The organism is Streptomyces sp. MGP-BFMKR1 (genome assembly GCF_057766585.1).
In genome coordinates this window covers 8,460,278-8,484,819 of the sequence record NZ_CM173408.1, presented here as the reverse complement: position 1 = coordinate 8,484,819, position 24,542 = coordinate 8,460,278, and the positions used below count along the sequence as shown (strand labels likewise).

Annotated in this window: 22 protein-coding genes and 1 pseudogene; 11 read left to right on the top strand and 12 right to left on the bottom strand. The window is 71.6% G+C overall.

Going from position 1 to position 24,542, the window contains the following annotated elements; all coding sequences use genetic code 11:
- Positions 1 to 95: 95 nt before the first annotated feature.
- Positions 96 to 500, bottom strand: coding sequence for an STAS domain-containing protein (locus AC3CHW_RS33930; protein ID WP_488469061.1), 405 nt, complete (start codon positions 498 to 500; stop codon positions 96 to 98).
- A gap of 106 nt (positions 501 to 606) precedes the next feature.
- Here AC3CHW_RS33930 and AC3CHW_RS33925 point away from each other — a divergent pair, with 106 nt between their 5' ends.
- Positions 607 to 966: a helix-turn-helix transcriptional regulator gene (locus AC3CHW_RS33925; RefSeq protein ID WP_488469060.1), complete on the top strand. Its 360-nt coding sequence runs from the start codon at positions 607 to 609 to the stop codon at positions 964 to 966.
- A gap of 847 nt (positions 967 to 1,813) precedes the next feature.
- On the opposite strand, the gene AC3CHW_RS33920 is transcribed toward AC3CHW_RS33925, so the two are convergent.
- The gene (locus AC3CHW_RS33920; RefSeq protein ID WP_488469059.1) at positions 1,814 to 2,788 is read right to left on the bottom strand and encodes a hypothetical protein; all 975 of its coding nucleotides are present in this window, start codon (positions 2,786 to 2,788) and stop codon (positions 1,814 to 1,816) included.
- 295 nt (positions 2,789 to 3,083) lie between these two features.
- Here AC3CHW_RS33920 and AC3CHW_RS33915 point away from each other — a divergent pair, with 295 nt between their 5' ends.
- Both AC3CHW_RS33915 and AC3CHW_RS33910 read left to right on the top strand, forming a co-directional pair.
- Entirely contained in the window at positions 3,084 to 3,662 is a 579-nt protein-coding gene (locus tag AC3CHW_RS33915; protein ID WP_488469058.1) for a TetR/AcrR family transcriptional regulator, read from the top strand.
- A gap of 192 nt (positions 3,663 to 3,854) precedes the next feature.
- Complete coding sequence (locus AC3CHW_RS33910; RefSeq protein WP_488469057.1) at positions 3,855 to 4,736, top strand: alpha/beta fold hydrolase; 882 nt, start codon at positions 3,855 to 3,857, stop codon at positions 4,734 to 4,736.
- A gap of 124 nt (positions 4,737 to 4,860) precedes the next feature.
- Here AC3CHW_RS33910 and AC3CHW_RS33905 read toward each other — a convergent pair whose 3' ends face one another.
- The gene (locus AC3CHW_RS33905) at positions 4,861 to 5,712 is read right to left on the bottom strand and encodes a helix-turn-helix transcriptional regulator (RefSeq protein ID WP_459247483.1); all 852 of its coding nucleotides are present in this window, start codon (positions 5,710 to 5,712) and stop codon (positions 4,861 to 4,863) included.
- Between the two features lie 88 nt (positions 5,713 to 5,800).
- Between AC3CHW_RS33905 and AC3CHW_RS33900 the strand changes: the two genes are divergently transcribed.
- Entirely contained in the window at positions 5,801 to 6,604 is an 804-nt protein-coding gene (locus AC3CHW_RS33900; RefSeq protein ID WP_488469056.1) for an SDR family NAD(P)-dependent oxidoreductase, read from the top strand.
- Between the two features lie 142 nt (positions 6,605 to 6,746).
- On the opposite strand, the gene AC3CHW_RS33895 is transcribed toward AC3CHW_RS33900, so the two are convergent.
- Positions 6,747 to 7,736 (bottom strand): NAD(P)H-dependent oxidoreductase, encoded by a 990-nt coding sequence (locus tag AC3CHW_RS33895; protein WP_488469055.1) that lies wholly within the window; start codon positions 7,734 to 7,736, stop codon positions 6,747 to 6,749.
- Here AC3CHW_RS33895 and AC3CHW_RS33890 point away from each other — a divergent pair.
- A pseudogene (locus AC3CHW_RS33890) lies at positions 7,714 to 8,735 on the top strand (sigma factor-like helix-turn-helix DNA-binding protein). The gene AC3CHW_RS33895 and the pseudogene AC3CHW_RS33890 overlap by 23 nt on opposite strands.
- A 40-nt stretch (positions 8,736 to 8,775) precedes the next feature.
- Here AC3CHW_RS33890 and AC3CHW_RS33885 read toward each other — a convergent pair.
- Positions 8,776 to 9,156, bottom strand: a complete 381-nt coding sequence (locus AC3CHW_RS33885; protein ID WP_398612261.1) for a winged helix-turn-helix transcriptional regulator — start codon at positions 9,154 to 9,156, stop codon at positions 8,776 to 8,778.
- Positions 9,157 to 9,263: 107 nt separating this feature from the next.
- On the opposite strand from AC3CHW_RS33885, the gene AC3CHW_RS33880 reads away from it, so the two are divergent.
- A complete protein-coding gene (locus AC3CHW_RS33880) occupies positions 9,264 to 10,193 on the top strand; it encodes an NADP-dependent oxidoreductase (protein WP_398612260.1) in 930 nt (309 codons plus the stop codon).
- Positions 10,194 to 10,695: 502 nt separating this feature from the next.
- On the opposite strand, the gene AC3CHW_RS33875 is transcribed toward AC3CHW_RS33880, so the two are convergent.
- A complete protein-coding gene (locus AC3CHW_RS33875; RefSeq protein ID WP_488469054.1) occupies positions 10,696 to 11,325 on the bottom strand; it encodes a TetR/AcrR family transcriptional regulator in 630 nt (209 codons plus the stop codon).
- A gap of 60 nt (positions 11,326 to 11,385) precedes the next feature.
- Here AC3CHW_RS33875 and AC3CHW_RS33870 point away from each other — a divergent pair, with 60 nt between their 5' ends.
- Both AC3CHW_RS33870 and AC3CHW_RS33865 read left to right on the top strand, forming a co-directional pair.
- Positions 11,386 to 12,150, top strand: coding sequence for an SDR family NAD(P)-dependent oxidoreductase (locus AC3CHW_RS33870; protein WP_488469053.1), 765 nt, complete (start codon positions 11,386 to 11,388; stop codon positions 12,148 to 12,150).
- 814 nt (positions 12,151 to 12,964) lie between these two features.
- A complete protein-coding gene (locus AC3CHW_RS33865) occupies positions 12,965 to 13,123 on the top strand; it encodes a hypothetical protein (protein ID WP_398612257.1) in 159 nt (52 codons plus the stop codon).
- Positions 13,124 to 14,055: 932 nt separating this feature from the next.
- On the opposite strand, the gene AC3CHW_RS33860 is transcribed toward AC3CHW_RS33865, so the two are convergent.
- Positions 14,056 to 14,673, bottom strand: a complete 618-nt coding sequence (locus tag AC3CHW_RS33860) for a TOPRIM nucleotidyl transferase/hydrolase domain-containing protein (RefSeq protein ID WP_488469052.1) — start codon at positions 14,671 to 14,673, stop codon at positions 14,056 to 14,058.
- 504 nt (positions 14,674 to 15,177) lie between these two features.
- Here AC3CHW_RS33860 and AC3CHW_RS33855 point away from each other — a divergent pair.
- Positions 15,178 to 15,843 carry a BlaI/MecI/CopY family transcriptional regulator gene (locus AC3CHW_RS33855; protein ID WP_488469051.1) on the top strand — a complete coding sequence of 222 codons (666 nt, stop codon included), beginning with the start codon at positions 15,178 to 15,180 and terminating at the stop codon, positions 15,841 to 15,843.
- 299 nt (positions 15,844 to 16,142) lie between these two features.
- Here the strand turns inward: AC3CHW_RS33855 and AC3CHW_RS33850 are convergent, their stop codons facing one another.
- Both AC3CHW_RS33850 and AC3CHW_RS33845 read right to left on the bottom strand, forming a co-directional pair.
- On the bottom strand, positions 16,143 to 16,961 hold the full coding sequence (locus AC3CHW_RS33850) for an SAM-dependent methyltransferase (RefSeq protein ID WP_398609420.1): 819 nt from the start codon (positions 16,959 to 16,961) through the stop codon (positions 16,143 to 16,145).
- A gap of 13 nt (positions 16,962 to 16,974) precedes the next feature.
- On the bottom strand, positions 16,975 to 17,838 hold the full coding sequence (locus AC3CHW_RS33845; protein ID WP_488469050.1) for a DUF5753 domain-containing protein: 864 nt from the start codon (positions 17,836 to 17,838) through the stop codon (positions 16,975 to 16,977).
- A 101-nt stretch (positions 17,839 to 17,939) separates the two neighbouring features.
- Here AC3CHW_RS33845 and AC3CHW_RS33840 point away from each other — a divergent pair, with 101 nt between their 5' ends.
- Together AC3CHW_RS33840 and AC3CHW_RS33835 are read left to right on the top strand one after the other, a co-directional pair.
- Complete coding sequence (locus tag AC3CHW_RS33840) at positions 17,940 to 18,434, top strand: ATP-binding protein (protein ID WP_459247494.1); 495 nt, start codon at positions 17,940 to 17,942, stop codon at positions 18,432 to 18,434.
- Positions 18,431 to 18,700 carry a hypothetical protein gene (locus tag AC3CHW_RS33835; protein ID WP_187060532.1) on the top strand — a complete coding sequence of 90 codons (270 nt, stop codon included), beginning with the start codon at positions 18,431 to 18,433 and terminating at the stop codon, positions 18,698 to 18,700. Before AC3CHW_RS33840 ends, AC3CHW_RS33835 begins: the two co-directional genes overlap by 4 nt.
- Positions 18,701 to 18,727: 27 nt before the next feature.
- On the opposite strand, the gene AC3CHW_RS33830 is transcribed toward AC3CHW_RS33835, so the two are convergent.
- The 3 genes from AC3CHW_RS33830 to AC3CHW_RS33820 all read right to left on the bottom strand — a co-directional run bounded on the left by AC3CHW_RS33830 (position 18,728) and on the right by AC3CHW_RS33820 (position 23,948).
- Complete coding sequence (locus AC3CHW_RS33830; RefSeq protein WP_488469049.1) at positions 18,728 to 20,833, bottom strand: protein kinase domain-containing protein; 2,106 nt, start codon at positions 20,831 to 20,833, stop codon at positions 18,728 to 18,730.
- A 123-nt stretch (positions 20,834 to 20,956) separates the two neighbouring features.
- Complete coding sequence (locus AC3CHW_RS33825; protein WP_488469048.1) at positions 20,957 to 23,143, bottom strand: protein kinase domain-containing protein; 2,187 nt, start codon at positions 23,141 to 23,143, stop codon at positions 20,957 to 20,959.
- Between the two features lie 4 nt (positions 23,144 to 23,147).
- Positions 23,148 to 23,948 carry a protein kinase family protein gene (locus AC3CHW_RS33820; protein ID WP_488469047.1) on the bottom strand — a complete coding sequence of 267 codons (801 nt, stop codon included), beginning with the start codon at positions 23,946 to 23,948 and terminating at the stop codon, positions 23,148 to 23,150.
- Between the last annotated feature and the right edge of the window lie 594 nt (positions 23,949 to 24,542).

Genomic DNA, 24,542 nt, shown 5'->3' with positions numbered 1-24,542 from the left:
GAGGCCGCGCTTGTAGTGAGGCGCTACACCGTGATCGGCCGGGTTCGCCCCGGTCCTGGCATGCATCCTTGCCTGACGCTGCCGGAATGCGGGGGTCAGGAGGCGGTCGCGTCCTCGATCGTCTGTCGGATCTCCAGGATGCTGTCGACACCAGTGACCTCAAGAAGGCGTCGCACCTGCGCTGAGGGTGCGACCAGGCGCAGCGTCCCCGTCTGGTGGGTGATGAGCAGCAGGTTCAGGAACGTCGAGTCGGCGAAGGTGATGTCGCTGGCCTGGAGGACGACCTTCGGGTACTGCTTCGCCGCGGCGTGCAGCGCCTCGCTCAGCGCAGTGATCGAGCCCATGTCGTACTCACCGGCAGCGGCGATCACGCAGGCCCCACGGTGCTCGTACTGCCGCACCTCGGGACCGTACGAGGCGTGCGCAGTGACCTGTTCTGGGACCAGCGTCGCGCTGGAGCTGCTCGCGCGCGCTGGCAAGGCGGCCTCGTTCCAGGGCACCTCGGTCTCCTTCTGTGCTTCTCCCGTACGGGAGCACGTCGTCCGTTACAGGAAAACTATGTCATGCAAGATGCTTCCGGCAACTGCTGTCCCCTAAAATGTGGCCATGGCCGCAGTACCTGAGTCCCACACCGGATGGACGTTCATCACCAGCCACGCGCGCGTGCTGGCAGCCATCGCCGACAACCCGAACATCCGCATCCGCGAGATCGCCGCCCATTGCCGGCTCACGGAACGTGCCGTGGCGAGGATCATCTCCGACCTGGAGAAAGACGGGTATCTCTCACACACCCGTGAAGGGCGCACGAACACCTACCGCATCGATCCGGACAAAGTGCTTCGTCACCCCGCCGAAGCCGGTCTGTCCGTGGCCTCGCTGCTCTCCCTGCTCGTGCGAGACGAATCCGAGCGCACCGGCACACCGGCTATCCACACGCAGCAGCTGGTGGACGCCACGGGGCAGTAGGGATCAACCCTGATCTCCACCGTCCGCGTCCGCACTACGGCCGCGGCGAAAGACCGCCCGAGCGGTGACGTCCGCCAGCTGCCAGCGGCGCTGCCTACCGTGGGGCCGTGTCCACACCCTCCGAGGGCGCGGCCAAGCCGACGCCGGTGCGGTTCGCGCTGCCCGCCGACCCGGCGCTTGGACTGCCGGAGCAGGAGGTCGTGGCGCGGTTGTGGAGGCGGCACCAGGCCGAGACGGGCTGGGGGTACCTCGTGGGGCTGGCGTCGTACCGGGACCGCGAGGGCGGCGGCGCGGAAGCGGCGAGTACCCAGCGGCACGCCCCACTCGCTTCTCTTGGACCTGGCGGTGATGCTCAGGCGTTCCGGCGCGTTCGCGAAGTCGCGGCGCCATACGTCCATGGTGGTCGCCGACCAGGATGGCGGCGTGGTGGGGATGAGGCCGTGCGCGCTGAACTTCCACGGTCCCCAGATGTGGGCGCGGACGTGTTCGGGGGCCGGGGTTCCGGCGAGTTGGGGTCCATCGCCGCGGTGTGGGTTGTTGGGCTGTGTCGCTGACGGCTCGGGCGCGGCGCTCGGCGGTGGGTAGCTGGGCGAGGCGCAGCCGGCGGGCCGCGGCAAGGGCCGTATCGATGGTTCCCGATCGGGTAGAGGGCGCACTGGTCAGCGGTCAGCTCCCGCGGGCGGCCGGCTTCGGTGTGCGGGTAGCCGGCGAGGCGATGTGCGCTCTCGCCTGGCCGCGGACGTGTGTGCCAGTAAGGGTCAGGTGGGCCTGGGTCGCAGGGCACACCCCAGACGCGGGTTGGCAGTACACGTCGCAGGTGAAGCCCGGCCATCGCATGCGGCTGGCCCTATCCGCCGTACTCCCAAGCCTCCTCGACGGCCGGCCCCTGCGCTTGGATTTTCAGTAGCCGAGACGCGATGGCGCCTTCGTTACGGCCGAAAATCTTCGACAACTCGGACAGAGAGATGCCCTGGGCGCAGCGCTCGGCGAGGCGCTGATCGTCCTCTGGCTCCCAGGGCTTGTATGCGTTGGGGTGTACTCGGCGCTTCGCCTCCACGGTGTAGGCCCGCGGCGCTGCCGGCTCAGCCGCAGGGCGCGGATCAGAGGGGAGGTCGCTGGGGTGGGGAGCGAGTGTGAGGCCGTACAGCTTCCCACGGACGGATTCCTCGCCACGCCCAAGCTCCGCAGCGAGTTGCTCTGGTCCTTTGCCCGCTCGGTAGTGCTTTTCCAGGTAAGCGATGGCTTCGCGGGTCCCATCCTGGCCAGGATTGGGGGCTTTGATGGGGATCGCGGAAGTGCCGGCGGGAGCGGTCTCTACCGCGGAGGCAATGGGAGCGGAGGCGATAAGACGGCCAAGCTCTTTGAGGTCACCCGCCTCTACTTCACCGGTCAGTTCCCCCTGAATGACGCCGTCAGGGGTGGAGACAACAACGGTGAGCTCGACACGACCCTCTGCCAGGATGTCGGCGTGCAGGCTGTAACGACGGCGTGAACCGCTGATCTCCACACTCACTGTCGCCGCATCCGGCGCCGCAGCCGAAGCTGTGACCTCGCGTTGGTCAGCCGGAGACAGTAATTCGTGAACACGCCGGCTCGCGACGAAACAGTCACCCTTGTCGAGTCGGTAGCTCGTCTGGCTCGCTTCCAGGTCACATACCGCGTAGAGAACCTCGATCCGCTGGCCGTCGAACAGACCAGGGGCTTGGCCCGCCGCGGCGCGCGGGAGAGTCAAGAACCCCCGACCTGGCTGACGGTCACGGATAGCGGCGTCAGGATCGCCGTACCAGGTACCGCGAGCATCACGGAAAGCGTAGATCAGCACAACGAGCAGCCCTTCATCCGCATGAGTCGTCAGCACATGATGGCGCGGTCAACGACAGCGTGACCTGTGATGCGCCAACCTTCGACCGCACCGGCCTTCTCACCGGGGAAGGTCACTCACCCGACCTGGACTGCCCAAGCCCCGCGCACGCGCCCCCGACTCAGTTTTCGCCGCCCGTGCCCAGGCCCACGGGGCACGGGCGACAAGCAGCCATGAGGCCGGCCCGCGAGTCAGTGCGTGACCACGCCACACTCCCTTTCTTGAGCGGGCGATCCAGATAGGCTACGGTGAAGCCATGGCAAGGACCCGGGAGTTCGACACCGAGGCAGCGGTGAGCCGCGCCATGGAACTGTTCTGGACACGTGGGTACGAGGCGACCTCGGTACGCGACCTGACCCGGCATCTGGGAATCGGGCAGGGGTCCCTGTACGCGGCGTTCGGCGACAAGGACGGCCTGTACCGGGCCGCGCTGGAGCACTACCGCACCACCCTGGCGGCCGAGGCCCTGCGCAGCCTGAAGGAGGGGAGGGACGCCCGCTCAGCGATCCGTACGCTGCTCGTGGAGCGCGTGCGCGTCGCCGTCGGGAACGGCGGGCAGGGCTGTCTGGCCGTCAACGCCGTCTGCGAGCGGCTACCTCAGGACGCGGTGACCCGGCGCAGCGTGCGCGACATGCAGGACGCGAGCCGGCAGGCGCTGACCGAGGTGTTGCGGGTCGCGAGGGAACGGGGCGAGATCGCCGCGCGGCACGACCCGCATACGCTCGCCGCGTTCCTGGTCACCTTCCTCAACGGGCTGTTGGTCTCCTCGAAGATCACATCGGACGCACACACCCTCGAACCCCTCGTGGACGTCGCGCTGACCATCCTCGACTGAGAGGACCCGGAATCCGGGGCGACCGTTCAACCCTGCCTCGAACCTGTAACGCCCGCCACAGAAAAATCTCCCTTCCGGACGCGACGACAAGCCCACCAGCGTCGCCTCTCGGGTCCGCCCGGAGCCACCCGCCGGCCTCACCACCGACCAACCCACCGCGACCACGCCACTCACGAAAGGAAGCACCACGTCATGATGTACGACCACACCGCCACGCCCCTACGCACCGGGCGCGCCGCCGTCAACGGAACCAGCCTTCACTACCGGACGGCCGGGTCCGGCCCCGCCGTCGTACTGCTGCACGGCGTACCCAAGACCGGCTACCACTGGCGCCACCTGGTCCCCAGGCTCACGCCCCACCACACCGTCGTCGTGCCCGACCTACGCGGCCTCGGGGACTCCGCCCGCCCCGCACACGGCTACGACTCCGCGACGATGAGCGACGACATCGCCGAACTGATGACCCACCTCGGACACCAGACCTACGCCGTCATCGGCGAGGACTGGGGCGCGGTGATCGGCTACCAACTCGCCGCCCGCCACCGCGACCGCACCACCCACCTCGTCTTCGCCGAAGCCCTGCTCCCCGGCTTCGGCTTCGAAGACCACACCGCCCTCACCGCCCACAACGTCTCCAGCGGCATGCACCTGTGGCATCTGGGCTTCTACTTCCAACCCGACGTCCCCGAGATGCTCATCGCCGGACACGAACGCGAACTGATCACCTACATGATCAAGAACGAGCGCAGCCACCCCGACACCGCCACCCCCGACGCCGTCGAGGAGTACGTACGCTGCTACACCATGCCCGGCGGCGTCCGCGCCATGCTCGCCATCTATCGAGCCATGCTCACCGACGCCCAACAGAACCAGCAAGCCGCCCAGGAAAAACTCGACATCCCCGTCCTGGCCCTCGGCGGCGCCGCCTTCATCGGCCAACGCAACGAAGAACAAGCACGATTCATAGCCCACAACGTCACCGGACACGTCTTCGACGCGGGCCATGACCTCGCCGAAGAAGTACCCGCCGAGATGGCCGACGCGGTCCTGCCCTTCCTGGCAACACCCGAGTGACCAACCGGTCGACGCCCCAGGACAAGAGGCTCTGCACCCGGGTGTTCGTTGCCCGCCCGCACCCGGCGGGAACGCACCCTGACGGCTGGTTCCGCCCGCGACCGGCCAGCCGCCCCGATTCGGCTCAGCCGGGCACGTCCATGCGCTGTGTGCCGATGACCGACAGCAGTCGCAGCGCCTCCTCCGCGGGAGAGCCGGGCTCAGCCGTGTAGACGACGACTTGTTGGTCTCGGTCGGTGATGTCGAGGACATCGCAGTTGACGGTGATGGGGCCCAACAACGGATGGTGGATGGTCTTACGCAAGGTGGGCTCGACGCGCACGTCGTGGGCAGCCCACAGCCGGGCGAACTCCGCGCTGCCGGCCAGGAGATCAGCCACCAAGGTGGCAACCTCGGGATCCTCGGGGTAGCGGGCGGCGGTGGCGCGCAGGTGTCGGGCCGCGGCACGAGCGAACGCTTCCACGTCAGAGGGGTCGTACAGCCGCCATTCTCCCGATGTCGGCGCGAGAAACGCACGACGTACAAGGTTGCGCTCGGTCCGGGACAGGGCGGAGAAATCCCCCAGGAGAGCTGCCGCCAGGTCGTTCCAGGCGATCACCTCGTGTGTCGCGGACAGCACGATCGCCGCGGCCTGCGGCAACCGCCGTAACAGGTCCAGAATGCTCGGCCGTACTTCACGACAGGGCCCGACCGGCAAGCCAGGTGGTGCACCGGCGAGGTGGTGCAGGTGGTCGCGCTCCGCATCCGACAGGCGCAAGGCGCGGGCCAGACCGCTCAGCACCTCACGTGAGGGACGCGGACCCCGCGCCTGTTCCAACCGCGTGTAGTACTCGGTCGAAATGAACGCCAACTGCGCCACCTCCTCACGGCGCAACCCCGGAGTGCGGCGACGCGGTCCGGCAGGCAGACCCACGTCAGCTGGGGTGATGCGCTCACGCCTGCCACGCAGGAAGCCAGCCAACTCTTCTCTGTCCACGCCACCCAGTGTGCGCTCATGCCGCGGGGCTGATCCAGGTACCAGCAGTGCCTGGATCAGCCTCGCCGCCCGACGCAAGCTCACTGCCATGAACCACACGCCAACCACCGACACCACCACATCCCCGGCCGCCGTGGGCCTGCTGGCCGGCAAGGTCGCCTTCATCACCGGCGCCAGCCGCGGCATCGGCGCCGCCGCGGCCCGCCTGTTCGCCCAAGAGGGCGCCCAGGTACTGCTCGCGGCCCGCACAACCGACCAACTCGAAGCGGTAGCCGAAGACATACGAGCGGCCGGAGGCACGGCCGAATACGCAGTCTGCGACCTGGCCGACGGGGCCAGCATCCGCGCCGCCGTCCATCACACCCTCGACCGGTACGGCCGGCTCGACGTCGCCTTCAACAACGCGGCGACCATCGTGCCACCAGCCCCGATGGACCAAGTAGCCGAAGCGGACTTCGACCACCTCTACACCGTGAACCTCAAAGGGCCTTGGCTCGCCATGACCGCCGAGATCGCCGCCATCCGCGCCACCGCCGGCACCGGCGCCATCGTCAACAACTCGTCCATCGGCAGTCTCATCGGCAACCCCGCACTCCCGGCCTACGGCGCCATGAAGCGCGCGCTCAACAGCCTCACCGAATCCGCCGCCATCAGCTACGGCCCCGAGGGCATCCGCGTCAACGCGATCGCCCCCGGCACCACGCTCACCGACATGATGTACACGTGGGACCAGCACTCCCCCGGCGTCATCGACCAATACAACACCCGCACCCCGCTACGCCGCGCAGCCCACCCCACCGAGATAGCCCAAGCCGCCGCCTGGCTCCTCAGCGACCGCGCCTCCTACATCACCGGAGCCACGCTCCCGATCGACGGTGGCATGCACACATAGGCCGGGCCCCCACCCCGTAACAACCGACAAACCGAAGCGAGACCGGCCCAGCCACGACCCGCGAAAGCGCCCCGGGAACACGCCGTCGAACCAACCCCGCCTGTGCCTCCCGCCCGCACGGGAGGCACAGGGCCCGGTGGCGTCAGGGCTCCAGATCGACGACCCCCTGGCCGCTCGAGACGTCCAGCGGCACGGAGACCTGGTCATGCGAGACCAGCCAGTCGCCATCGATCTTCCGGAAGCAGAAGGTGGCCCGGACCCACATCCCGCCCACCGGCGTCCCGTTGACCAGCGTGCCGCTGAGGCGACCGAAGCCGTGTGTGAACGCCAGGTCGTCGCCCACCGTGTGCACCAGATCGCGCACCTCGTAGGTCACCTCCTGGAAGAAGGTGAACACCTTCGCCCAGTTCCTGAGTTTCGCGTCGACTCCCACGTGCTGGAGTGGCGGATCGATGTCGAAGGACACGACGTCCGTCGCATAGAGCCGCCGCAGGCCGTCGAGGTCCTTGGCCTGGATCGCGTCGATGATCCTGTCGAAGTGGTGGCCGATCGCGGCTTCGTCCGCCTCGCGCTGTGTGAAGGTGGCTCCCCGCCCTCCCGCGCACTGGGCGACGACGTGGTCAAGCAGCGTGTCCAGGGTGTCGACGTGGTGGGCGCCCGGTTGGAGGGTCGCCTGGTCCGTGAAGTCGGCGTGCGGGGACAGCGACACCAGCGGCGGCACCGCGCCCATCTGGAGAAGCTCGCACAGTGCCCGCAACTGCCGGGCCGCGCGGGTGCCGCCGTCCACGCCGTAGGAGACGAACCCGACGGCCTTGCCGGTCCACTCCGCGTACAGGTAGTCGATCGCGTTCTTGAGCACGCCGGGGATGGAGGCGTTGTACTCGGGGGTGACCATGACGAATCCGTCGAAGCGGGCGACGGTGTCCGCCCACCTTCGGGTGTGCCCGTGCTGGTACCGGCCAGCCAGCGGGGGCAGCGGCTCGTCAAGATGCGGCAGCGGGTGATCGAGCAGGTCGATCACCTCGAACTCGGCATCGGCGCGGCGAGCCGCCCGCTCGTGGACCCACCGGGCGACCTGGGCGCCCTTGCGACCGGGGCGGGTGCTGCCGATGAGTATTCCGATCCTGGTCATCTCTGTCTCGCTCCTGCGGTGTCCCGCCCGGGCTCTCCGGGCCGATGGCGCGTGCCACCCGTACGACGACACGAGCCCGCCGAACGTCAGGGACACCCGCGGGCCTGACGAACAGGCCGGCGGTCTCGTCGTACCAGCGAGGGACGATCCGAGGGCCGTCCAGGAGACCTACACCCGCTGGTACGCCATGTCCCACCGGCAACAGGACATCGTCGCCTCGCCCGGCGCCTGGCTGGCGACGGTCGCCACCCGCGTCTGTCTGGACCTCCTCAGATCGGCGCGAGTACGGCGCGAGCGCTATGTGGGCGCATGGCTCCCCGAGCCGCTGCCCGCACAGAGCACCTGGGTCGACAGACACCCGGGCACCACCGCGACCAACCCCGCGGACCCAGCCGACCAGGTCACCCTCGACGAGTCGGTCAGCATGGCCTTTCTCGTCGTCCTCGCATCCATGACCCCGGCCCAGCGCGTCGCGCTCATCCCGCACGACGTCTTCGGCTATCCGTTCGCCGACATCGCCCGGATCACCGGCCGCACCCCGGCCGCATGCCGCGAGCTGGCCTCCGCCGCCCGACGCCGCGTCCGGGGCTCCCTGCCTCCTCAGGCTCCGGCAGCCCACCAGGCCCGCGTCGTCAGGGACTTCAAGCAGGCGTGGGACGCGCAGGGCATCAACGCGCTCGTCGGCCTCCTCGCCCCCGGCGCCACGTTCACGGTAGACGGCGGCGGCGTGGTGGCCGCCGCCCCCACCCCATCAAGGGCGGCGAAGACATCGCGCGCTACCTCACCGACCTGGCCACCCGCGCGCCCGGCGGCCTGACCCTCTCGGAGCGCGCGGTCATCGAGCAGGCCGGCCTGCTCGTCGCGTACGCGGGCGTCACCGTGGCGGTGTACGCGTTCCACATCGCGGACGACCGCATCACGCACATCTGGGCCATGCGCAACCCCGACAACCTACGCGCCTGGACGACCGGCTCATCTGCTGCACCGTACGCCCTCTGACACGTACCACGGCCCCGAGCACGGACCACACCGAACGCACTCAGTCGCCATAAGCCGCCGGCTCGGGGTCCGCGTCGAGTGCGTCGAGCACCGCGTCGCCGTTCGCCCGTGCCCACTCGGTCAGCACGTGGATCGGCTCGATCAGCGTCGCCCCGAGCGGGGTCAGCTCGTACTCGACGCGGGGCGGCACCTCGGCGTAGGCGTGGCGGCGGATCAGGCCGTGCGACTGGAGCCGTCGGAGCGTCTGGGTGAGCACCTTGCGGGAGACGCCGCCGATCAGCTCGGCCAGCTCGCCGTGGCGCACCGGACCCCGGCTCAGGCCGTAGAGCACGACCGCCGTCCACTTGTCGGCGAGCAGCTCGACCGTCAGCCGCGCCGGGCAGTCGGCGAGGAAGGGATCACCGGGGCCGAAACCGCTCATGGGGCCAAAGGTACCTGCTGGTTCCTGTCGGAAACATAGCCTGGGTTCTCCTCCCCCACACACCAAGCCAACACCGGCACAGGCACAGGCACAGGCACAGGAGAGTCATGCGCGTCATCACGCAGCACACGCTCGGCGGTCCCGAGGTACTCACCATCGTGGAGGCGCCCGAGCCGCGACCGCTCCCCACCGAGGTCCTCGTCCGTGTCAGGGCGATCGGGCTCAACCCGCTCGAAGCGCGGCTGCGGGCCGGCGAGTTCCCGTTGATCGGTCCGCCGCCGTTCATCCTGGGTTGGGACATCAGCGGCGTCGTCGCGGAGGCGCCACGGACGTGGCGGTTGCGGCCTGGCGACGAGGTGTTCGGGATGCCGCTGTTCCCGCGAGCGGCGGGCGCGTACGCCGAGGTCGTGTCAGCGCCGGCGGCGCACCTGGTACGCAAGCCAGCAACGCTCACGCACGTCGAGGCGGCGGCGCTGCCGATCGTGGGGATGACAGCGTGGCAGGGCCTCGTCGACCTGGGCGGGGTGAGCGAGGGCGACCGCGTCCTCATCCACGGCGGTGGTGGCGGGGTCGGTCATGTCGCGGTCCAGATCGCGAAAGCGCTCGGCGCCCATGTGATCGCGACCGCCAGCCAGAGCAAGCGGAAGTTCGTCGAGGGGCTCGGTGCTGACGAGGTGATCGACTACACGGCGGTCGACTTCACGCAGCAGGTCCGGGACGTCGACGTCGTGCTCGACACGATCGGCGGCGAGACCGTCACGCGGTCGCTCGAAGTGCTGCGCCCCGGCGGTCACCTGGTGACGGCGGTCGCCGAGGATGACGCGGAGCTGGTAGCCACGTACGAGGCGGCCGGCATGCGCTTCAGCGGCATCGCGGTCGACCCCGACCCGGTCGCCCTGCGCGGCCTGGTCGCCCTCGTCGAGCAGGGCAGGCTCCGGGTCCACGTGCAGGAGACGTTCCCCTTCGAACGCGTCGCCGACGCGCACCGGATGCTCGACGGCGGCCACCTGCGAGGCAAGCTCGTCCTCACGCTCTGATCCTGCCCTCGACGTCTGTCTCACCCCGCGTCGCTCCCTCCAGGCGGCTCCGATGGTGCTCATCGACGGCTGGTACAGCGAGAGCGTCACGCCCCGGATCCGCACCGGCAGCGCGAACTCCACCCACACGGAGGACTCCGACGACGTCATGCCGCGCGTCGCGGGGCTCGGTCCGCACACCGCCCGCCGGGACTTCTTCCGGAACCCCGCGAGACACCTGCCGCAAGCACTCCCCGCGACTGGCACCCGGTGGCGGACAGCAGTGAGCATCGCATGCACACCGGTTCCGTGCGCTCGCGCGCGGGCACGCTTCCGTCGCGCCTTTCGGTCGTCACCGCCCTGACCGCCGTGTGCCGGTCAGGGCGTCGCGGTGACACCGGCGACGCGCCACCCGAGGTCGTCTCGGCGCTCCCCCGCGCCGCGATGTCGGGAGGCAGCCTGGCTCGGTGTCGCGGAGCCGGGGCGCGGCAACAGCGGCCAGGGCCAACGCTCGCTATCGGGTTCAGTCTGACCGGTCGGCGGCGACCGCGTCCTGGCCGAATGACGCGACGAGTCCCCGCTCGATGAGGTCGGGAAGGCTTGTTTGCCCGTCGTCATCGGCCCACCGCGTCAGCGCCGTGTGCATGACGGCCAGACAGGCACTGGTGGCCGCGCGTGCGCCGAACGCCGCCTCGGAATCGGTTGGGTGCCCGAGAGCCTCGATGATCGCCTGCTGCAACGCGTACTGGCTGTCCAGGTGTCGCGCCCGCAGCGCGGGTGTGGAGACCATGAGTCGGAGGCAGTCCAGCAGGAACCGCTTGTTCGCCGCGCCTTCTCCCCCGTCGTCGCCGGTCAGCGCCGTGGCCGCCGCCACGAGGGCGCCGCCGACGCGGCGTACCAGGGAGTGTGTCGGGGACGAGGCGGCGACCCGCTCGGCGATGAGGAGGGTGGGTTGGTCCAGCAGGACGAGGTCTTCCTTGGTGGGGAAGTGCCGGTACACGGTCATGGCCGAGACGCCGGCGGCGGCAGCGATGTCGGCCACCGGTACGGCGTCGTAGCCGTGGTCGGTGAACAGGCGCACCGCGTGCGTCTGGATCGCGCGTCGGGTCTCGGTTCGCTGTCGTTGCCGGAGGGTCGGTTTCCGCTCACTCATGTGATAGACACTACCGCGATGTTAGTGACTAACAGAATCTGCGTGCGAGAGGTGGAGAACATGGGTGTGCTTATGGGCAAGACGGCCGTGGTGACAGGGGCGTCGCGTGGTATCGGGCAGGCGATCGCGGCGCGACTCGCGGCCGAGGGTGCTCTGGTCGTCGTGCACTTCGGCACGGATGAGAGCGGGGCCGCGTCGACCGTGGAGGAGATAGAACGCGCTGGCGGGAGCGCCCTTGCCGTGCGGGCCGAGCTGGGTGTGGACGGCGACGCCGACACCCTCGTCGCGGGGGTCCGGGCCGGCTTGGCGGGCCAGCCGCTCGACATCCTCGTCAACAACGCGGCGGCCCCACCGGCCGGTCCGCTCGGTGTCACCACGCCGGCCGAGTTCGACCGCCTGTTCGCCGTGAACGTGCGGGCGCCCTACTTCATCATCGAGCGCGCGCTCCCGCTGCTCCGCGATGGCGGGCGGATCATCACGATCTCGTCGGTGGCGACCCGCATGGCCAACCCGACCCAGACGTCCTTCGCCATGACCAAGGCCGCGGTCGAGGCGATGAGCAGAACCCTCGCCAACCAACTCGGCGCGCGAGGGATCACCGTGAACGCGGTCGCCCCCGGAGCCACCAGGACGGCGACCAACGGGGCGGCGTTCGACGCGCCGGGCCTCATCGAACAGATCACCGGCCTGACGGCCCTCAACCGGCTGGGAGGGCCCGACGACGTCGCCGATGTCGTGGCCTTCCTCGCCTCCGACGCCGCCCGCTGGGTCACCGGCCAGGTCATCGACGCGAGCGGCGGCCTCTTCCTCGGTCCGCTCGCCTGAGCGTGGAGTTCGACGGCGCCGGGCGGGTGCGCTGTTCACGCGCCGGGCTGGTGTCACCGTGTCGATCCCAGGTAGCTTGCAGTGTTTCGGCCCGCCTCGACCATCCGAGACTGGTGAGGGCTCGCGCATCGACAACCCCGCCCGCACCCTCGGGGCCGGCAGCCCACCGGTCGGCCGGTCCCGATAGCGAGGCCAAGCCCGCTTCCCTCCGTTGAGACAGACCGCGTGAACGCGGTTGGTGCCAGGCTTCATTCGCGCCAGGTGGCGATCGGCTCGTTCGGTGGGTCGGCGTCACGGAGGGTCGCGCGTCCTTTGCGCCGACCAGCACGGTCAGGACGCTGGCCGCGCGACGTCGCAGGGTTGTTCGCGACAGTGAACAACCCGCCAGTTGAGGAGCGGTCAAACCCCCGGTCGTACGTGCTTCGAGGACCGCCAACCGCTGCTGTGACTGCCACGCCGGAACGCCGGCCCCCACCATGGACGTCAGCGCCTCACCACGGTCCACCAGGTACCGGGTGTGATCTGCATCGCGCGCCACCTGGTCAATGGCACGGGATGCCACCACCCATCACACCCATCGCTAACGCCGTTCGCCCTGGTGATCAGCGCGCACCGGTCTACACCACCAACAGGAAGCGGCACAGCGGGCCATGATGCGAGGTCAGCCGCGTTCCGTCGGGGCGTTCACCAGATTCCGTCGATGTCCGCGTATCGGGCTAGGCTACGGCCCTGACCTCCCGTTCGACCCGCACATGCAACTCGTGAGCCCCTGCAGGGCCCGCGAGCGCGGGCCCGGAAAGGAGGAGTGCCCGACATGGCCTCCCACGAGGAGAACGGTCACGAGGGCCGCCGCAGGGTCAACTGGCGACGGGTGCGGAAGCTCGCCCGTGTCGCAGCAGCACGAACCGCGTGGGTCGCGGCGATCGTCTCGATCGCCAACGACACCATCAGTCTCGCGGCACGGCTGCTGTAACGCCGCGACCCCGATCAGGCACCGCCTGACCGGGGTCACAGCCCGCGGTAAGACCGGAAGTCCCATCCCGCCCGGCCACCAAGCAGTGGAGGGATGGGGCTTCCTCTTGTTCTCGTTTCCGCGGCCCGAATCGGCACCTTGCCGTGATCAAGATCACCGCCGAATTCAGGGTCGACTATGCCATCATGCCGCGCCGCGTGCGGCAGTTGGCGCCATTCACCGTTCGTACAGGCGACGGGGTCGAACATGTGCGAGAGGTACGGCGCTCCGCAGTCTTCGCGGTGCGCAACGGCACGTACATCTCCGGCCCCCGTTCTCCATTCCGGACACGCATCGCCAAAACGCAAGTTGCATTTTGCATGATGCGTAAGACAGTACAACGGGCACACCCCCTCCGAGGCAACCCTGGAATCGACGGCCGAGCCTCAACCGCCCTTCGGTCGCGGACAGGAAGGGGTGTGTTCGTCTCCCGAGTAACCAGGAATGGCCACATCGAGCACCCGGCTTGCCGTGTCCTGTCTCACCTCAGTCGGCCAACTGCTCGTCCTGGGCCGACCGGCCACTGCCGATGCCCGAGGAGTGGGTGCCCCCATGCGTCGGGCTTCCCAGACACGTGGCGCGCACGACACCTGGCTGGCGGGCCGCTCGTGGGGACGACCAGGCTCGCACTCCGATGCTGACCGCTGGTCGATGCTCTGCTTGCCCTTGCAAACTTCCGCCGGCAGCACGCGAAGAGTACGGCGAGCGTCGGGGCCGGAGGGTGGTCGCCTTCGGCCCCGCGTGGTCAGCGATCAGGTCAGCACCTGCCGTGGGTATTCTCCTTCAGCTCTCCCGGTCAACGCCGGCCTGTCTCCCGGAACTTGTGCCTCTTCACCGTCAGTTGTCTCGGCGTACTGGCGGAACTGCGGCCGTGCCCGTGCGAGAGCCGTGGGTCAGAGGCTGGCGAGCAGGTTGTCGAGTGGAGCGGGGACGTGGGCGAGGTCGACGGCCTCGACGAGGACGCGGCCGTAATGGATCTTGCGGCCCTTCTTCGTGCCGAGGAAGCGTCGGAGCTGCTGCTGTGACGTGCGGCCCTGCTGGGCGGGCTGGCGTAGGAAGGTCTGGAGGGCGCGCTGGTCGCCCTCCGCCCGGACGAGGTCGGTCACCCGTGTCACACCCAGCGCGCGGATGAGTTCGTCTTCCAGGTCGGCCGCGCAGACGAAGAACCCCTGCTCCGTCGCGCCGGCCCGCTCCCAGCCACGGGCGTAGAAACGGCTCTCCGCCACGTCACACAGGCCGGTCAACCGCAGGCCCAGGCCGGGTGGGCCGAGGAGGCTGGTGAAGCGTGCGACGCTCATCGCGCCACCCATCGACAGCACGCAGACGCCCTCGGCCTCCAGGTCGCGGTCGTGCCTGGCCGCGAGCGCGTTCACCGCCGCGGCGTCGCTCGGTCCTTCGAGGAGGACGACCGTCCGGATGGACAGGGTCGCGGCCAGGTCGCGTGCGGTGTCGCCGGAGCCACCGGCCGCCCATGCGGTGACTGTCTCCCGGAACGACTCCATGTCTGCCATGTTCTTCAGTGTCTGTTCTTTTCGGCCCGCGCGGTAGGCGATTTTCGCGAGGCGACAGGTGGTGGTGGGTGGCAGCCCGCCGGTGCCGGGCGTCGCGGCGTTGGGTTGGTGGGGTGGGGTGTTGGCGGACGGGGTGCTGGTGAAGGGGCGGGCGGGGCGGTGGGGTTTCCGGGGGTTGGGGGTGGGGCGGGGCGGGCCGCGTGGGGCGGTGGACCTGCTTGTTGCCTACGGGGCGGAGGGCGTGGGAAACACCCGAACCGGTGATGCCCGGCGGTCGGGGAAACAGGCGCGACACAGTTGTCTCGTGCGGTGTCGGCCGCTGCCGTGGCTCGGATGTGAGCGGTAACGCGCAGGTGGCAGGGGGTCGCGGTGGACTGGTTGGGCATCGCTTGAGTGTTCAAGTCGGCAGCGTTGTCTGGGGAGTCCGGGATACGGATGGAGGCGCGCGGTGGGGTTTCATGAGTAGCATCCAGGGCCAACATCCCCCAATCAACAGGAGAGCGTGTGTCAGCCCAGAGTCGGAAGAGTGCTCCCCCTGTCCCCCTGGACCCGTCCGCGTCGGTGGAGTCCGTACTGCGCCACATGGACGAGGAGCGCGCGGAGCTGGTCAGTCAGCTTGCCGGGCTTCAGCATCGGCTGGAGCAGTTGGAGACGTCGAAGGCCCTGTTGCTCACGTACATCGGGTCGTCGGACGGCGACAGCCTGGCTTCCGCGCCCGTCGAGCCGGCGGCGGCTGCGGCGGTGGCCGTGCCGGCCGCGCGGCGTTCCTCGGCGTCCTCGTCCCGACGCGCTGGTGGGCGCGCGGCGCGGCAGGGTACGGCCGGGCGGGGCAAGTCGCGGAAGAAGCCCGCCGCAGCGAAGGCTGACGCTCCGGCGCGCGGTCAGCGCGGGCAGACCATCGTCGAGTACCTGGCCGAGCACGGTGAGCCGCGCTCGGCCACCGAGGTGACCAACGCTCTGCAGGAGCGCCACCCTGACCAGGAGTGGAGCCGGGCGGGCGTGCGCGAGAGCCTGGAGCACCTGGTCTCCAAGAACCAGGCGCAGCGCACCACGCAGGGGCGGTCGGTCTTCTACTCCGCCGCTGCTGTCGCCGCCGCGTCCGATGACGCCGCCGCCAAGGACGCTGAGGTCGCGTCCGAGTCGCGGCCAGAGGCCGCGGCAGCCTCCTGACACCCCCGGTGGGCCGTGGCGCGCCCGGTGCGTCCGGGGTGTGTCGCGGCGTGGGTGGCGGCGCGGTGCGCTGACGTCCGGCTTCCGATCGGCTTCGGGTGGTGCGGAGGAATCGGTTCCGCGCGGGCCAGCGGGCAGGCGGGCGCTCAGCAGTGGGGCCCGGAGCCGATGGTCGGCTCCGGGCCCCACTGCCGTGTGGCGCCTTCCTGGTTCGCCCCGCGGGGCCAGGCACGCGTCCCGGGCGTCGTTGTCGCGCGGGACGCGTGCCTCGGGGTGGGTTCGGGTCGCGGGCCGGCCGCTCAGGGGATGCGGGCGACCGCGCCGTAGCCGATGCCGGCGCGGGCGGGCAGGGTGTCGCTGTCGGGGCGCCAGTCGGGCATCAGGACCAGGCCGGGGTCCACCATCTCCAGGCCGTCGAAGAACTGGGCGATCTGTTCGCGGGTGCGCAGAGTGAAGGGGACGACGCCCGGTTGGTCGTTGTACTGCTCCTCGGAGGCGATGACCGCGTCCGAGGTGGGGGCGGAATGACTGATGATGAGGTGGCTGCCGGGCGCGACGTTCTTCACGAACTCGCGTACCAACGTGTAGACCTCGCCGTGGTCGGGGATCAGGCCCAGGCTGTCGGAGAAGATCAGTGCGACGGGTTGGCTGAAATCGAGGGTCTCGGCGGCCATCCGCAGCACGTCGGCCGTGTCGCGCATGTCGGCGATGAAGCAGTCGGTGCGTCCCTCCGGGGTGCTGTCCAGGTACGCCTGTTGGTACATGCTGACCATCAGGTCGTTGTCGACGTAGACGACGCGGGCGTCGGGTCGGTGGCGTTGGGCTATCTGGTGGACGTTCGGTTCGGCGGGCAGGCCGGCTCCCAGGTCGAGGAACTGCCTGACGCCGGCCTCGCGGGCCGTCCACCGTACGGTGCGCCACAGGAACTCGCGCCCGGATAAGGCCAGTTCGCTCACCTCGGGGAGTTGGGCGATGACCGCTTCGGCGGCCTGTCGGTCCGCCGGGTACCAGTACTTGCCCCCCAGCATGTAGTTCCAGAACCGGGCCGGGTGGGGGACGGTGGGGTCCACGCCGGTGGGCGGGTGCGGTCGGCCTGCGGGGGTGGCGTGGTCGGTCATCGGTAGGGCTCCTTCAGGGGGTCGTTGGGGCGATGAGGTCGGCGAGCGTCGCGCCGCGGCGAAAGCCGGCCGCGGCGGAGGCGGCGTCCAGCCGCTGGCGCCAGATGGCGACCTGCTCGGGGGCCTCGATGATGGTGGTGGCGCCGGGGAGGTCGAGCAGGATCTGGTCACCGATCTCGTCCACGTCCAGGCGCAGGAGGCGCACCGGGGGCGCGCCGGTCAGCGGGTGCCAGCCGGCGCTGAGCGGTAGCACCTGGAGGGTGACGCGCGGGCGTGCCATCAGGCGTTCCAGGGCCTGGTGTTGGGCGCGCATCACCTCGGGCGAGCCGATGACGGTGTGCAGGGCGGTGGCCGAGACCGCGGTCCAGAGTCGGGCCTTGCGCTGCCACAGGCGCTGTTGGCGCTCGGCGACGAGTTCCACGGCGAGGTCGAGTTGCTCGGCCGTGTGGTGTGGGTGTCGGGCTCGGTAGAGCGCCGCGGTGTACTCGGGGATCTGGAGCAGGTCGGGTACGAGGGCGGGGTGCCAGACGCGGACCAGGGAGGCGGCGCTCTCCAGTGCGATCCACTCCTGGTAGTCCCTCGGCATCACGGGGCGGTAGCGCTGGTGCCACCAGCCCGGTCTGGCCGCCGCGGCGGCCTGCTCCACCAGGTGCTCCCGCTCGGTCGGGGGCAGGCCGTACAGGGTGAGGAGTTGTTCGATCAGCCCGAGGTCGATGGAGGTCTTGGCTTCCTCCAGGCGCCAGATCGTGGTGTGCGCGACGCCGGCGGCCTCGGCGGCCTGCGCCACGCTGCGGCCGACCTCCTCTCGTACTCTGCGCAGCCGTTTGGCCACCACGCGGTGCTCCAGCGTGGGGCTGGATCGTGGCCGCTGCGGCACGTCGTCCTCCCCGTCTCGGTTGCTCGCCGCCGCTGCGGGCGGGTCGTTCGGCGGTGCCCGATTCTGATAGGCACATGTTGCCAAGTGTGCAAACTGCGCGCATGGTTGAGCGTATGAGCTATCGCTTTCCAGAGGAACCCTCGACACGGCGCGGCAGTCAGCCGGCCTGTGCGTGTCGCCGCTGGATACCCGCCGAGCCGGAGGGGCCTGCCATCGCCCGCAGGCAGGTGCGCACGGCCCTGGAGCACTGGGGGTTGGACGAGCACACCATCGAGCACGCGGCCCTGCTGGTCAGCGAGTTGGTCACGAACGCGGTGGAGCACGGTCGGCACCGGGGGCGGCTGCGCATGGTGTGGTGCCACGTCCGGCGCACCCCGGAGGGTGTGCGGCTGGGGGTGTGGGGGCCGACCGGGGACACCGTGCCACGGGCCCGCCGACCGGTCGAGGACGGCGATGTGGACGTCACGGACCTCGCGGAGTCCGGCCGCGGGCTGTTGATCGTGGACGCGCTCTCCGAGCGGTGGGGCACGCGGCGCGGGCGGGTCAGCCGCGAGGTGTGGGCGTTGATCCCCGCGCGGCAGTGGGCGCACTCGTGACGGGCGACCGCCGGGCCGAGGTGGAGCGCGCGACCCGGGACCTCTACGACGCCCTGGCCCGCCTCGAAGCGCTCGGCCAGGCGCCCTACCCGGTGGGCGGCCTTCCCGGCCGCGCTCCCGGGCCCGTCCTCGCCGGCTGGGGCGAGCGGGGCATCCTGCTGCCCCGTGAGACGCTCATCTGGTCGCCGCCCAGCGGGCGTTCCGACGAGCCGGGGATGTGGATGCGCTGGCCCCACGAGTGGACCGCGCCCCGGCACCGGCTGTGACCCGACCTGGCCGCGGGCGCGTGGGGGTCAGAAGACCGGCAGGGCGAGCAGCGAGCCCCCGTTGAGGGCGAACAGCCTGTTGGCGTCGCCGGCCAGGGTGCGGCCCTGTCTGGCGGTGAGCGGGTACGTCTGGGCCACCCGAGGGCTGGAGCGGGGCAGGCCGCTCACGCCGGTTTCGCGGCTCTCCGCCACCCACACGCTGCCCGCCTGGACCACCGGTGGCTGCCAGGGTGGGGCGACGCCGGTGACGAAGGCGGATGGGTTGGCCTCGTCACCGTTCGGCTGGAGGGAGCGCAGCGCCTCGCTGTCCAGCGAGAAGACCACCCCGCTCGCGACGGTGGGTGGGCCGAAGCCGTAGGCGGTGCCCCGTACCGGGTGCAGCGGGTCGTGGCTCCACAGGGTTTCGCCGTCGCTGGCGCGGATCGCCGTGAGGGTGTGGCCGCCGAGGAAGACGGTGCCGCCGTCGATGGCCGGCGGCAGTGCCGCGGCGGCCTGGCCGGTGCGGACCCATGCCCTGGCGCCGTCGCGTGTGCGCATGGCGGCCACGTCGCCGGAGGCCGCGCAGGTCACCAACAGGCCCGCCCCCAGGGCCGCCGTCGGGCGCCCGCCCGCCAGCGCGAGGGGCGGGCGGCGGGTCCACAGGACGCGCGCGTCGGCCGTGGACACGCACCGTACGGCTCCTTCGGACGTGAGCGCGTACACGTGGTCGGCGTCGGCGGCCAGCAGGGTGGTGGCCTGGATGTCGGCGGTCCATCGGGGGGCGCCGGTCGAGGCGACGTAGGTGCGCAGTACTCCGTCCCCGTCCGCGGCGGCCACCAGCCGGTCGGCGATCGACAGGTACCCGGCGTCGGCGCGGGCGTCGCCGGCCCGCCACCGGGGCTCGCCGTCCGTGACCCGGTGGGCGGCGATCCCGCCGCCGGCGGCGGCGAACACCACCACGTCCCGGACGGGCAGGGGGCGGGGCGAGCCGCTGTCGGCGACGCTCGGGAGCGGGCCCCACAGGGCCCGCGGGGTGCCGTTGTCGGAGCCGAGCCTGGCGGGCCGCACCGTCGCGGCCGGGGGGATGTCGAACGGGTCGGACGGGCTCTCGTCGGCGCCGTCGGTCAGCCACCAGGCGGTGCCGGCCGCGCCGGCCGCCAGCAGGGTGCCCCCGCCGGTGAGGGTGAGCAGGAGGCGTCTGCGGGTGGGACGGGTGCTGGTTCCGGTGGGGGTGGGTGTGTGGCTGGGTGGCGGGCCCACCGTGTTCTCGTCCTGTACCAGGCGTCGGGCCGCGGCCTCCCGCTGGCGGATCTCGTCGGCCAACGGCCCTACGAGCCACAGGCGTTCGCTGCCGGCGGGCGGTGAGGCGGCTTCGGCGACCTGGAGCGGGAGGGGGCGGGCGGCCGGGTCCTTGGCCAGGCACGGTTCGAGCAGTTCGCGCAGCGGGCCCGGGACGCGTTCGAGGCGGGGTTGGCCGTGCACCACCTCGTAGAGCACCGCCGCCACCTCGGCGCCCCGGTAGGCCGGTTGGCCCGCCGCGGCGAAGGCGAGGACGGTGCCGAGCGAGAACAGGTCGGCGGCCGGCCCGACCCGTCGGCCCAGCGCCTGTTCGGGTGCGCCGTATCCGGGGGTGACGGGCACCTGGCCGGTTCGGGTGAGGGTGAGGCCGTGCTCGGGGCGGGCGATGCCGAAGTCGATGATCCGCGGCCCGCGCGAGGTCAGGACGACGTTGGACGGCTTGAGGTCGCGGTGGACCAGGCCCGAGGTGTGGATGTCGTGGAGGGTCCGAGCCAGGGAGCGGGCGACCTCGCGGAGGAGGGCGTCGCCGAACGGCCCGTACCGGCGCACCGCGTCGTCCAGGGTGGGGCCGGCGAGGAACTCGGAGGCGATCCACGGTCGGCCCGCCTCCAGTTCCGCGCCGAGCACCCGGGCCACGCCCTCGCTGGTGACCGAGCGGGCGGTCTGGGCCTCTCGGACGAAGCGCTGGGCGAGGTTCTCGTCCTGAGTGAGTTCGGGCAGGAGTACCTTGACGGCCGCGGGGCGCCCCCGCGCGTCCCGTCCCAGGTACACCTTGCCCATGCCGCCCTCGCCGAGGACCCCGACGACGCGGTAGGGGCCGAGGCGGAGTGGGTCTCCGGGGCCGAGGGGTTTCACGCGGTGCGCTCCTTGGCGGTGGGGGGCGTGGCGTACCGGCGCAGGGTGGGGGGCGCGTCTGGTGGCCGGTGGGTTGGTGTGGTGGTGGGCCGATGGGTTGGTGGGTTGGTGCGGGGCGGGGGCTCAGGCCAGGGGCAGGGCGAAGGTCTCGCGCAGTTCCCGGACGTACAGGCGCTCGCGCGCGTAGTCGGGGGTCAGCACGGTCGCGTCGGTCTCGTACGTCCACACGGCGCGCCGGGTGGTGAGGTCCACCGCGCGCAGCCCCTGGTCGTCAAGGCTGTAGAGGTACTTCCTGCCGATCACCGGTGGCACGTCGCGGTTCAGGCGTCGGCCCTTGAAGTCCTTCTCCAGCCAGTTGAGGCTGCCGGTGAGGGCGTCGACGGCGACGACGCCGCGGTCGCCCTCGGTGCAGTACAGGACGCCGTCGCGGAGGGCGGGGGCCCCGTACACGCGCTCCTCGCCCGCGCTGTCGCCGACGTCGCGGCTGCCGTTCTCACCGAAGAGCCACCCGAGGGCGCCGTCGGACAGGTCACGTGCCATCACCGCCTCGTCGCAGAGGTAGACATGCCGCTCGTCGCGGACGATGCGGCTGGGCGGCACGCTGCTGTAACCCTCCGTCTCCGACCACCGCTGCCTGCCGTCGCGCGTGGCGTGCACCGCCACCTCGACGGACTCGGTGTAGGGGTCCTTGCGCCACAGGAACAGGTTCTCGCCGGTGACCGAGCCGCCGAGGAAGGGTGGCCCGTACTGGTCACCCGGCTCGTCCACGGGGCGGCGCCAGTGCTCGCGCCCGGTGCGCAGTTCGACGGCCAGGAGGTACCAGCGGTTGCCTGACGTCGTGCGGGCGGTCAGGTAGGCGCGGCCTCCGGCGACGCACAGGAGTTGGTTGCGCACCTCGTCGCCGGCGAAGTCCGTCGTGTCCACCCGGGGGTTGGCGAGCCTTCCGCTGGTGGGGTCGATCTCGCCGAGCACGAGGGAGCGGCCCTCGTCGTGCTCGCGCAGCGCGTAGACCCTGGTGCCGTCGCTGGCCCAGCGCCAGCCGTCGCCCATGTTGGCCTGCCAGGTGCCCTCGCCGCTTTCGGCGTTGACACCGGTCAGCACGATGCCGGCGGGTACGGCGAGCCCCTGCTTGGTCGGCAGGACGTCCCCGTACGCCTCCGGGCGGCGGACGGGGAACGTCCACAGCCGGGCGGGGGGCTTGGCCGGCGCGGCCGTGGGCTTGGCTTCGGCGGGCTTCCTGGCGTCGTCCTTCGTCGTGTCCCGGCCGGCCAGCCAGGCCCACACTCCGCCGCCGGCCAGGCCGGCACCGGCGAGCGCCGCGCCGCCGGTCAGCGCGAGCAGCCGGCGCCGCGAGGGGCCGGGGGCGGCCGGGGCCGCGGCGGGCGCGGGCACGTCGGGTGGTGGGGGTGGCTGCCGGTCCGGCGGTGTGCGCCACACCTCGGCGCCGCGCCGGGCGATCTCCCGGAGCACGGCGTCCGGCAGCGCGTCCACCCACGAGGGTGGGGCCTCGCCGGCGCCGAGTTCGGTGGCCAGCTCGTCGAGGGTGGGCCGGTTGGCCGGGTCCTTGGCCAGGCACCGGGCGAGCACCGGGGCCAGGTCGGGGTCGACGCCGCCGAGGTCGGGCTCGGCGTAGCGGACGCGGAAGAGGAGTTCGGCGGGCCCGCCGGCGCCGAACGGGCCGTGCCCGGAGGCCGCGAAGACGAGGACGCCGGCGAGCGCGAAGACGTCGCCGGCCGCTCCGTGTGCCAGGCCGGCCGCCTGCTCCGGTGACATGAACGCGGGCGTGCCGGTGGCGTCGCCGGCCTGGGTGCCCTGCTCGGCGCCGATCGCCTGGGCGATGCCGAAGTCGATGATCCTCGGCCCGGTCGCGGTGAGCAGGATGTTGGACGGCTTGAGGTCGCGGTGCACCGCCTCCGAGCGGTGCAACCGCGCCAGGCCCTCGGCCAGGGCGGCGCCCACCACGCGCACCGCGGGCGCCGGCAGCGCCCCGCCGGCCTGTACGGCGACGTCCAGCGGCGGCCCGATGACGTATTCCGTGGCCAGCCAGGGTCGCGGCGCGGAAGGGTCGGCGTCGTGCACCGCCGCGCCGTACCGCCCGCCGTTCACGCGCGCCACGTCGGTCTCCAGCCGGAAGCGGGCGCGCAGTGCCGGTTGGGCGGCCAGGCGGTCGTGCAGCGTCTTGACGGCGACGGTGCGCCCGCCCGCCGTGCGGGCCAGGTAGACCGTGCCCATGCCACCGCCACCGAGCCGGGCCACCAGCCGGTAGGGACCCATGGTGGGGGGATCGTCGTGCAACAGGGCCGACAGCATGTCGCTAGCGCACCTCCGTGGGGTGGGCGGGGAGTTCGGCGGCGAGCGCGTTCGCGGACTGCGTGGCCAGGGCCGCGACGACGCGGCCCGGCAGTGACACCGGCTCCGCCGTGGCGGTCAGGGTTCCGTACGCGGCACCGGGCGCCAACTCGGCCAGGACGTGGGCCGGTTCGGGCCTGCCGTCCGGGTCACGCGACAGGCAGGCCGAGATGAGCGGGCGCAACCCGGCGGGGATCTCGTTCCGCTCGGGTACGGCGTGGCCGGTGGCCGCGTAGGCCAGGACCGCGCCGAGCGCGTACACGTCGCCGCGCGGGTCGACCGGGGCGCCGGCCAGGTGCTCCGGGGCCAGGCACTCCTGGTCGACGCCGGGCAGGCCGGCGCGCGGCGTGCCCTCGGGCGCGGCGGCGCGTACCGTCCCGAAGCAGGCCAGCAGCGGGCCGTAGGCGGTGAGCAGGACCGCGGCGGGGCACACGCCGGCGTGGGTGATGCCCAGTACGTGCGCGGAGGCCAGGGTCTCGGCCAGCGCGGCGCCGATGGCGCGCACCGCGCCCTCGGGCAGCGGGCCGCCGTGCGCGGCCAGGGCCGCGGTCAGCGGGAGGACGGGTTGGTACGGGGAGGCGTGCCAGGGAAAGGCGGCGGTGCCACCGAGTTCGGCCACCGGCCAGAATCCGGGCTGGTTCAGTTGGTTGGCCCACCGCGCCTCGGCCGCCCAGCGGGCCGGGTCGGCGCCCGGCGCGGGCAGGCTGACGAGGACGGTGCGCTCGCCGTCGGCGCCGCGCGCCAGGTAGCGGCGTTCCGGCGGCACGCGCGGGGAGCGCGCCGCGTCCAGTCTGGCGAGTGCGACGTACTCCCCTACGCGTGGTGGGTCCGCTGGCTGTAACCCGTGCATGGCCGCCCCCTCAGCTCGCGTTGGCAGGCGAGCCTACCGGCGCGCGCCCCAGCACCTGGGGCGGGGGTTGCCGGGGTCGCCGGCCCGGCCGGGGCGATGCGCCGGGGGCTCGGCGCGGGGGTGAGGCGGGGGCGCGGCCGGGGTCCGGGCGGCCGGGCAGGACGCGGCGGGCTGGCGCGCCGACCGGGGCTCGGGGCACCCGCGCCCCGTTGGCTCGGCGGCCGGTCTCCGTACGCGGCGCGGGCCGTGCGCGGCGTGTGACGGGGCCTCAATGGCGCTGCGGCGGGCGGAAGATCGGCTCGGTGGTTCACTCGTCCCGCGGGCCTCATGGGTCACTGTGCCACCCCGCGCCGGGAGTTGGCCGCGCGGCCCGCGCGGACCCCGTTGACCCCGGGATACGGGCGGAGCGGGCCCCTGGGCGGCCTCGGCGACGCGTCGGTGACGGTGGGGCGGCGCCGGGGGTGCGGGAGTGGTGGGCGGAATAAGGGCATGAATTGGTCTAGTCCTACC

Bases quoted from the DNA above. Each gene is read 5' to 3' on its own strand.
- AC3CHW_RS33885 (WP_398612261.1), bottom strand. From the start codon at position 9,156: ATGAGCGGTTTCGGCCCCGGTGATCCCTTCCTCGCCGACTGCCCGGCG.
- AC3CHW_RS33825 (WP_488469048.1), bottom strand. From the start codon at position 23,143: ATGCTGTCGGCCCTGTTGCACGACGATCCCCCCACCATGGGTCCCTAC.
- AC3CHW_RS33870 (WP_488469053.1), top strand. From the start codon at position 11,386: ATGGGTGTGCTTATGGGCAAGACGGCCGTGGTGACAGGGGCGTCGCGT.
- AC3CHW_RS33865 (WP_398612257.1), top strand. From the start codon at position 12,965: ATGGCCTCCCACGAGGAGAACGGTCACGAGGGCCGCCGCAGGGTCAAC.
- AC3CHW_RS33850 (WP_398609420.1), bottom strand. From the start codon at position 16,961: ATGACCGACCACGCCACCCCCGCAGGCCGACCGCACCCGCCCACCGGC.
- AC3CHW_RS33860 (WP_488469052.1), bottom strand. From the start codon at position 14,673: ATGGCAGACATGGAGTCGTTCCGGGAGACAGTCACCGCATGGGCGGCC.
- AC3CHW_RS33900 (WP_488469056.1), top strand. From the start codon at position 5,801: ATGAACCACACGCCAACCACCGACACCACCACATCCCCGGCCGCCGTG.
- AC3CHW_RS33915 (WP_488469058.1), top strand. From the start codon at position 3,084: ATGGCAAGGACCCGGGAGTTCGACACCGAGGCAGCGGTGAGCCGCGCC.
- AC3CHW_RS33840 (WP_459247494.1), top strand. From the start codon at position 17,940: ATGGTTGAGCGTATGAGCTATCGCTTTCCAGAGGAACCCTCGACACGG.
- AC3CHW_RS33880 (WP_398612260.1), top strand. From the start codon at position 9,264: ATGCGCGTCATCACGCAGCACACGCTCGGCGGTCCCGAGGTACTCACC.
- AC3CHW_RS33895 (WP_488469055.1), bottom strand. From the start codon at position 7,736: ATGACCAGGATCGGAATACTCATCGGCAGCACCCGCCCCGGTCGCAAG.
- AC3CHW_RS33910 (WP_488469057.1), top strand. From the start codon at position 3,855: ATGATGTACGACCACACCGCCACGCCCCTACGCACCGGGCGCGCCGCC.
- AC3CHW_RS33925 (WP_488469060.1), top strand. From the start codon at position 607: ATGGCCGCAGTACCTGAGTCCCACACCGGATGGACGTTCATCACCAGC.
- AC3CHW_RS33875 (WP_488469054.1), bottom strand. From the start codon at position 11,325: ATGAGTGAGCGGAAACCGACCCTCCGGCAACGACAGCGAACCGAGACC.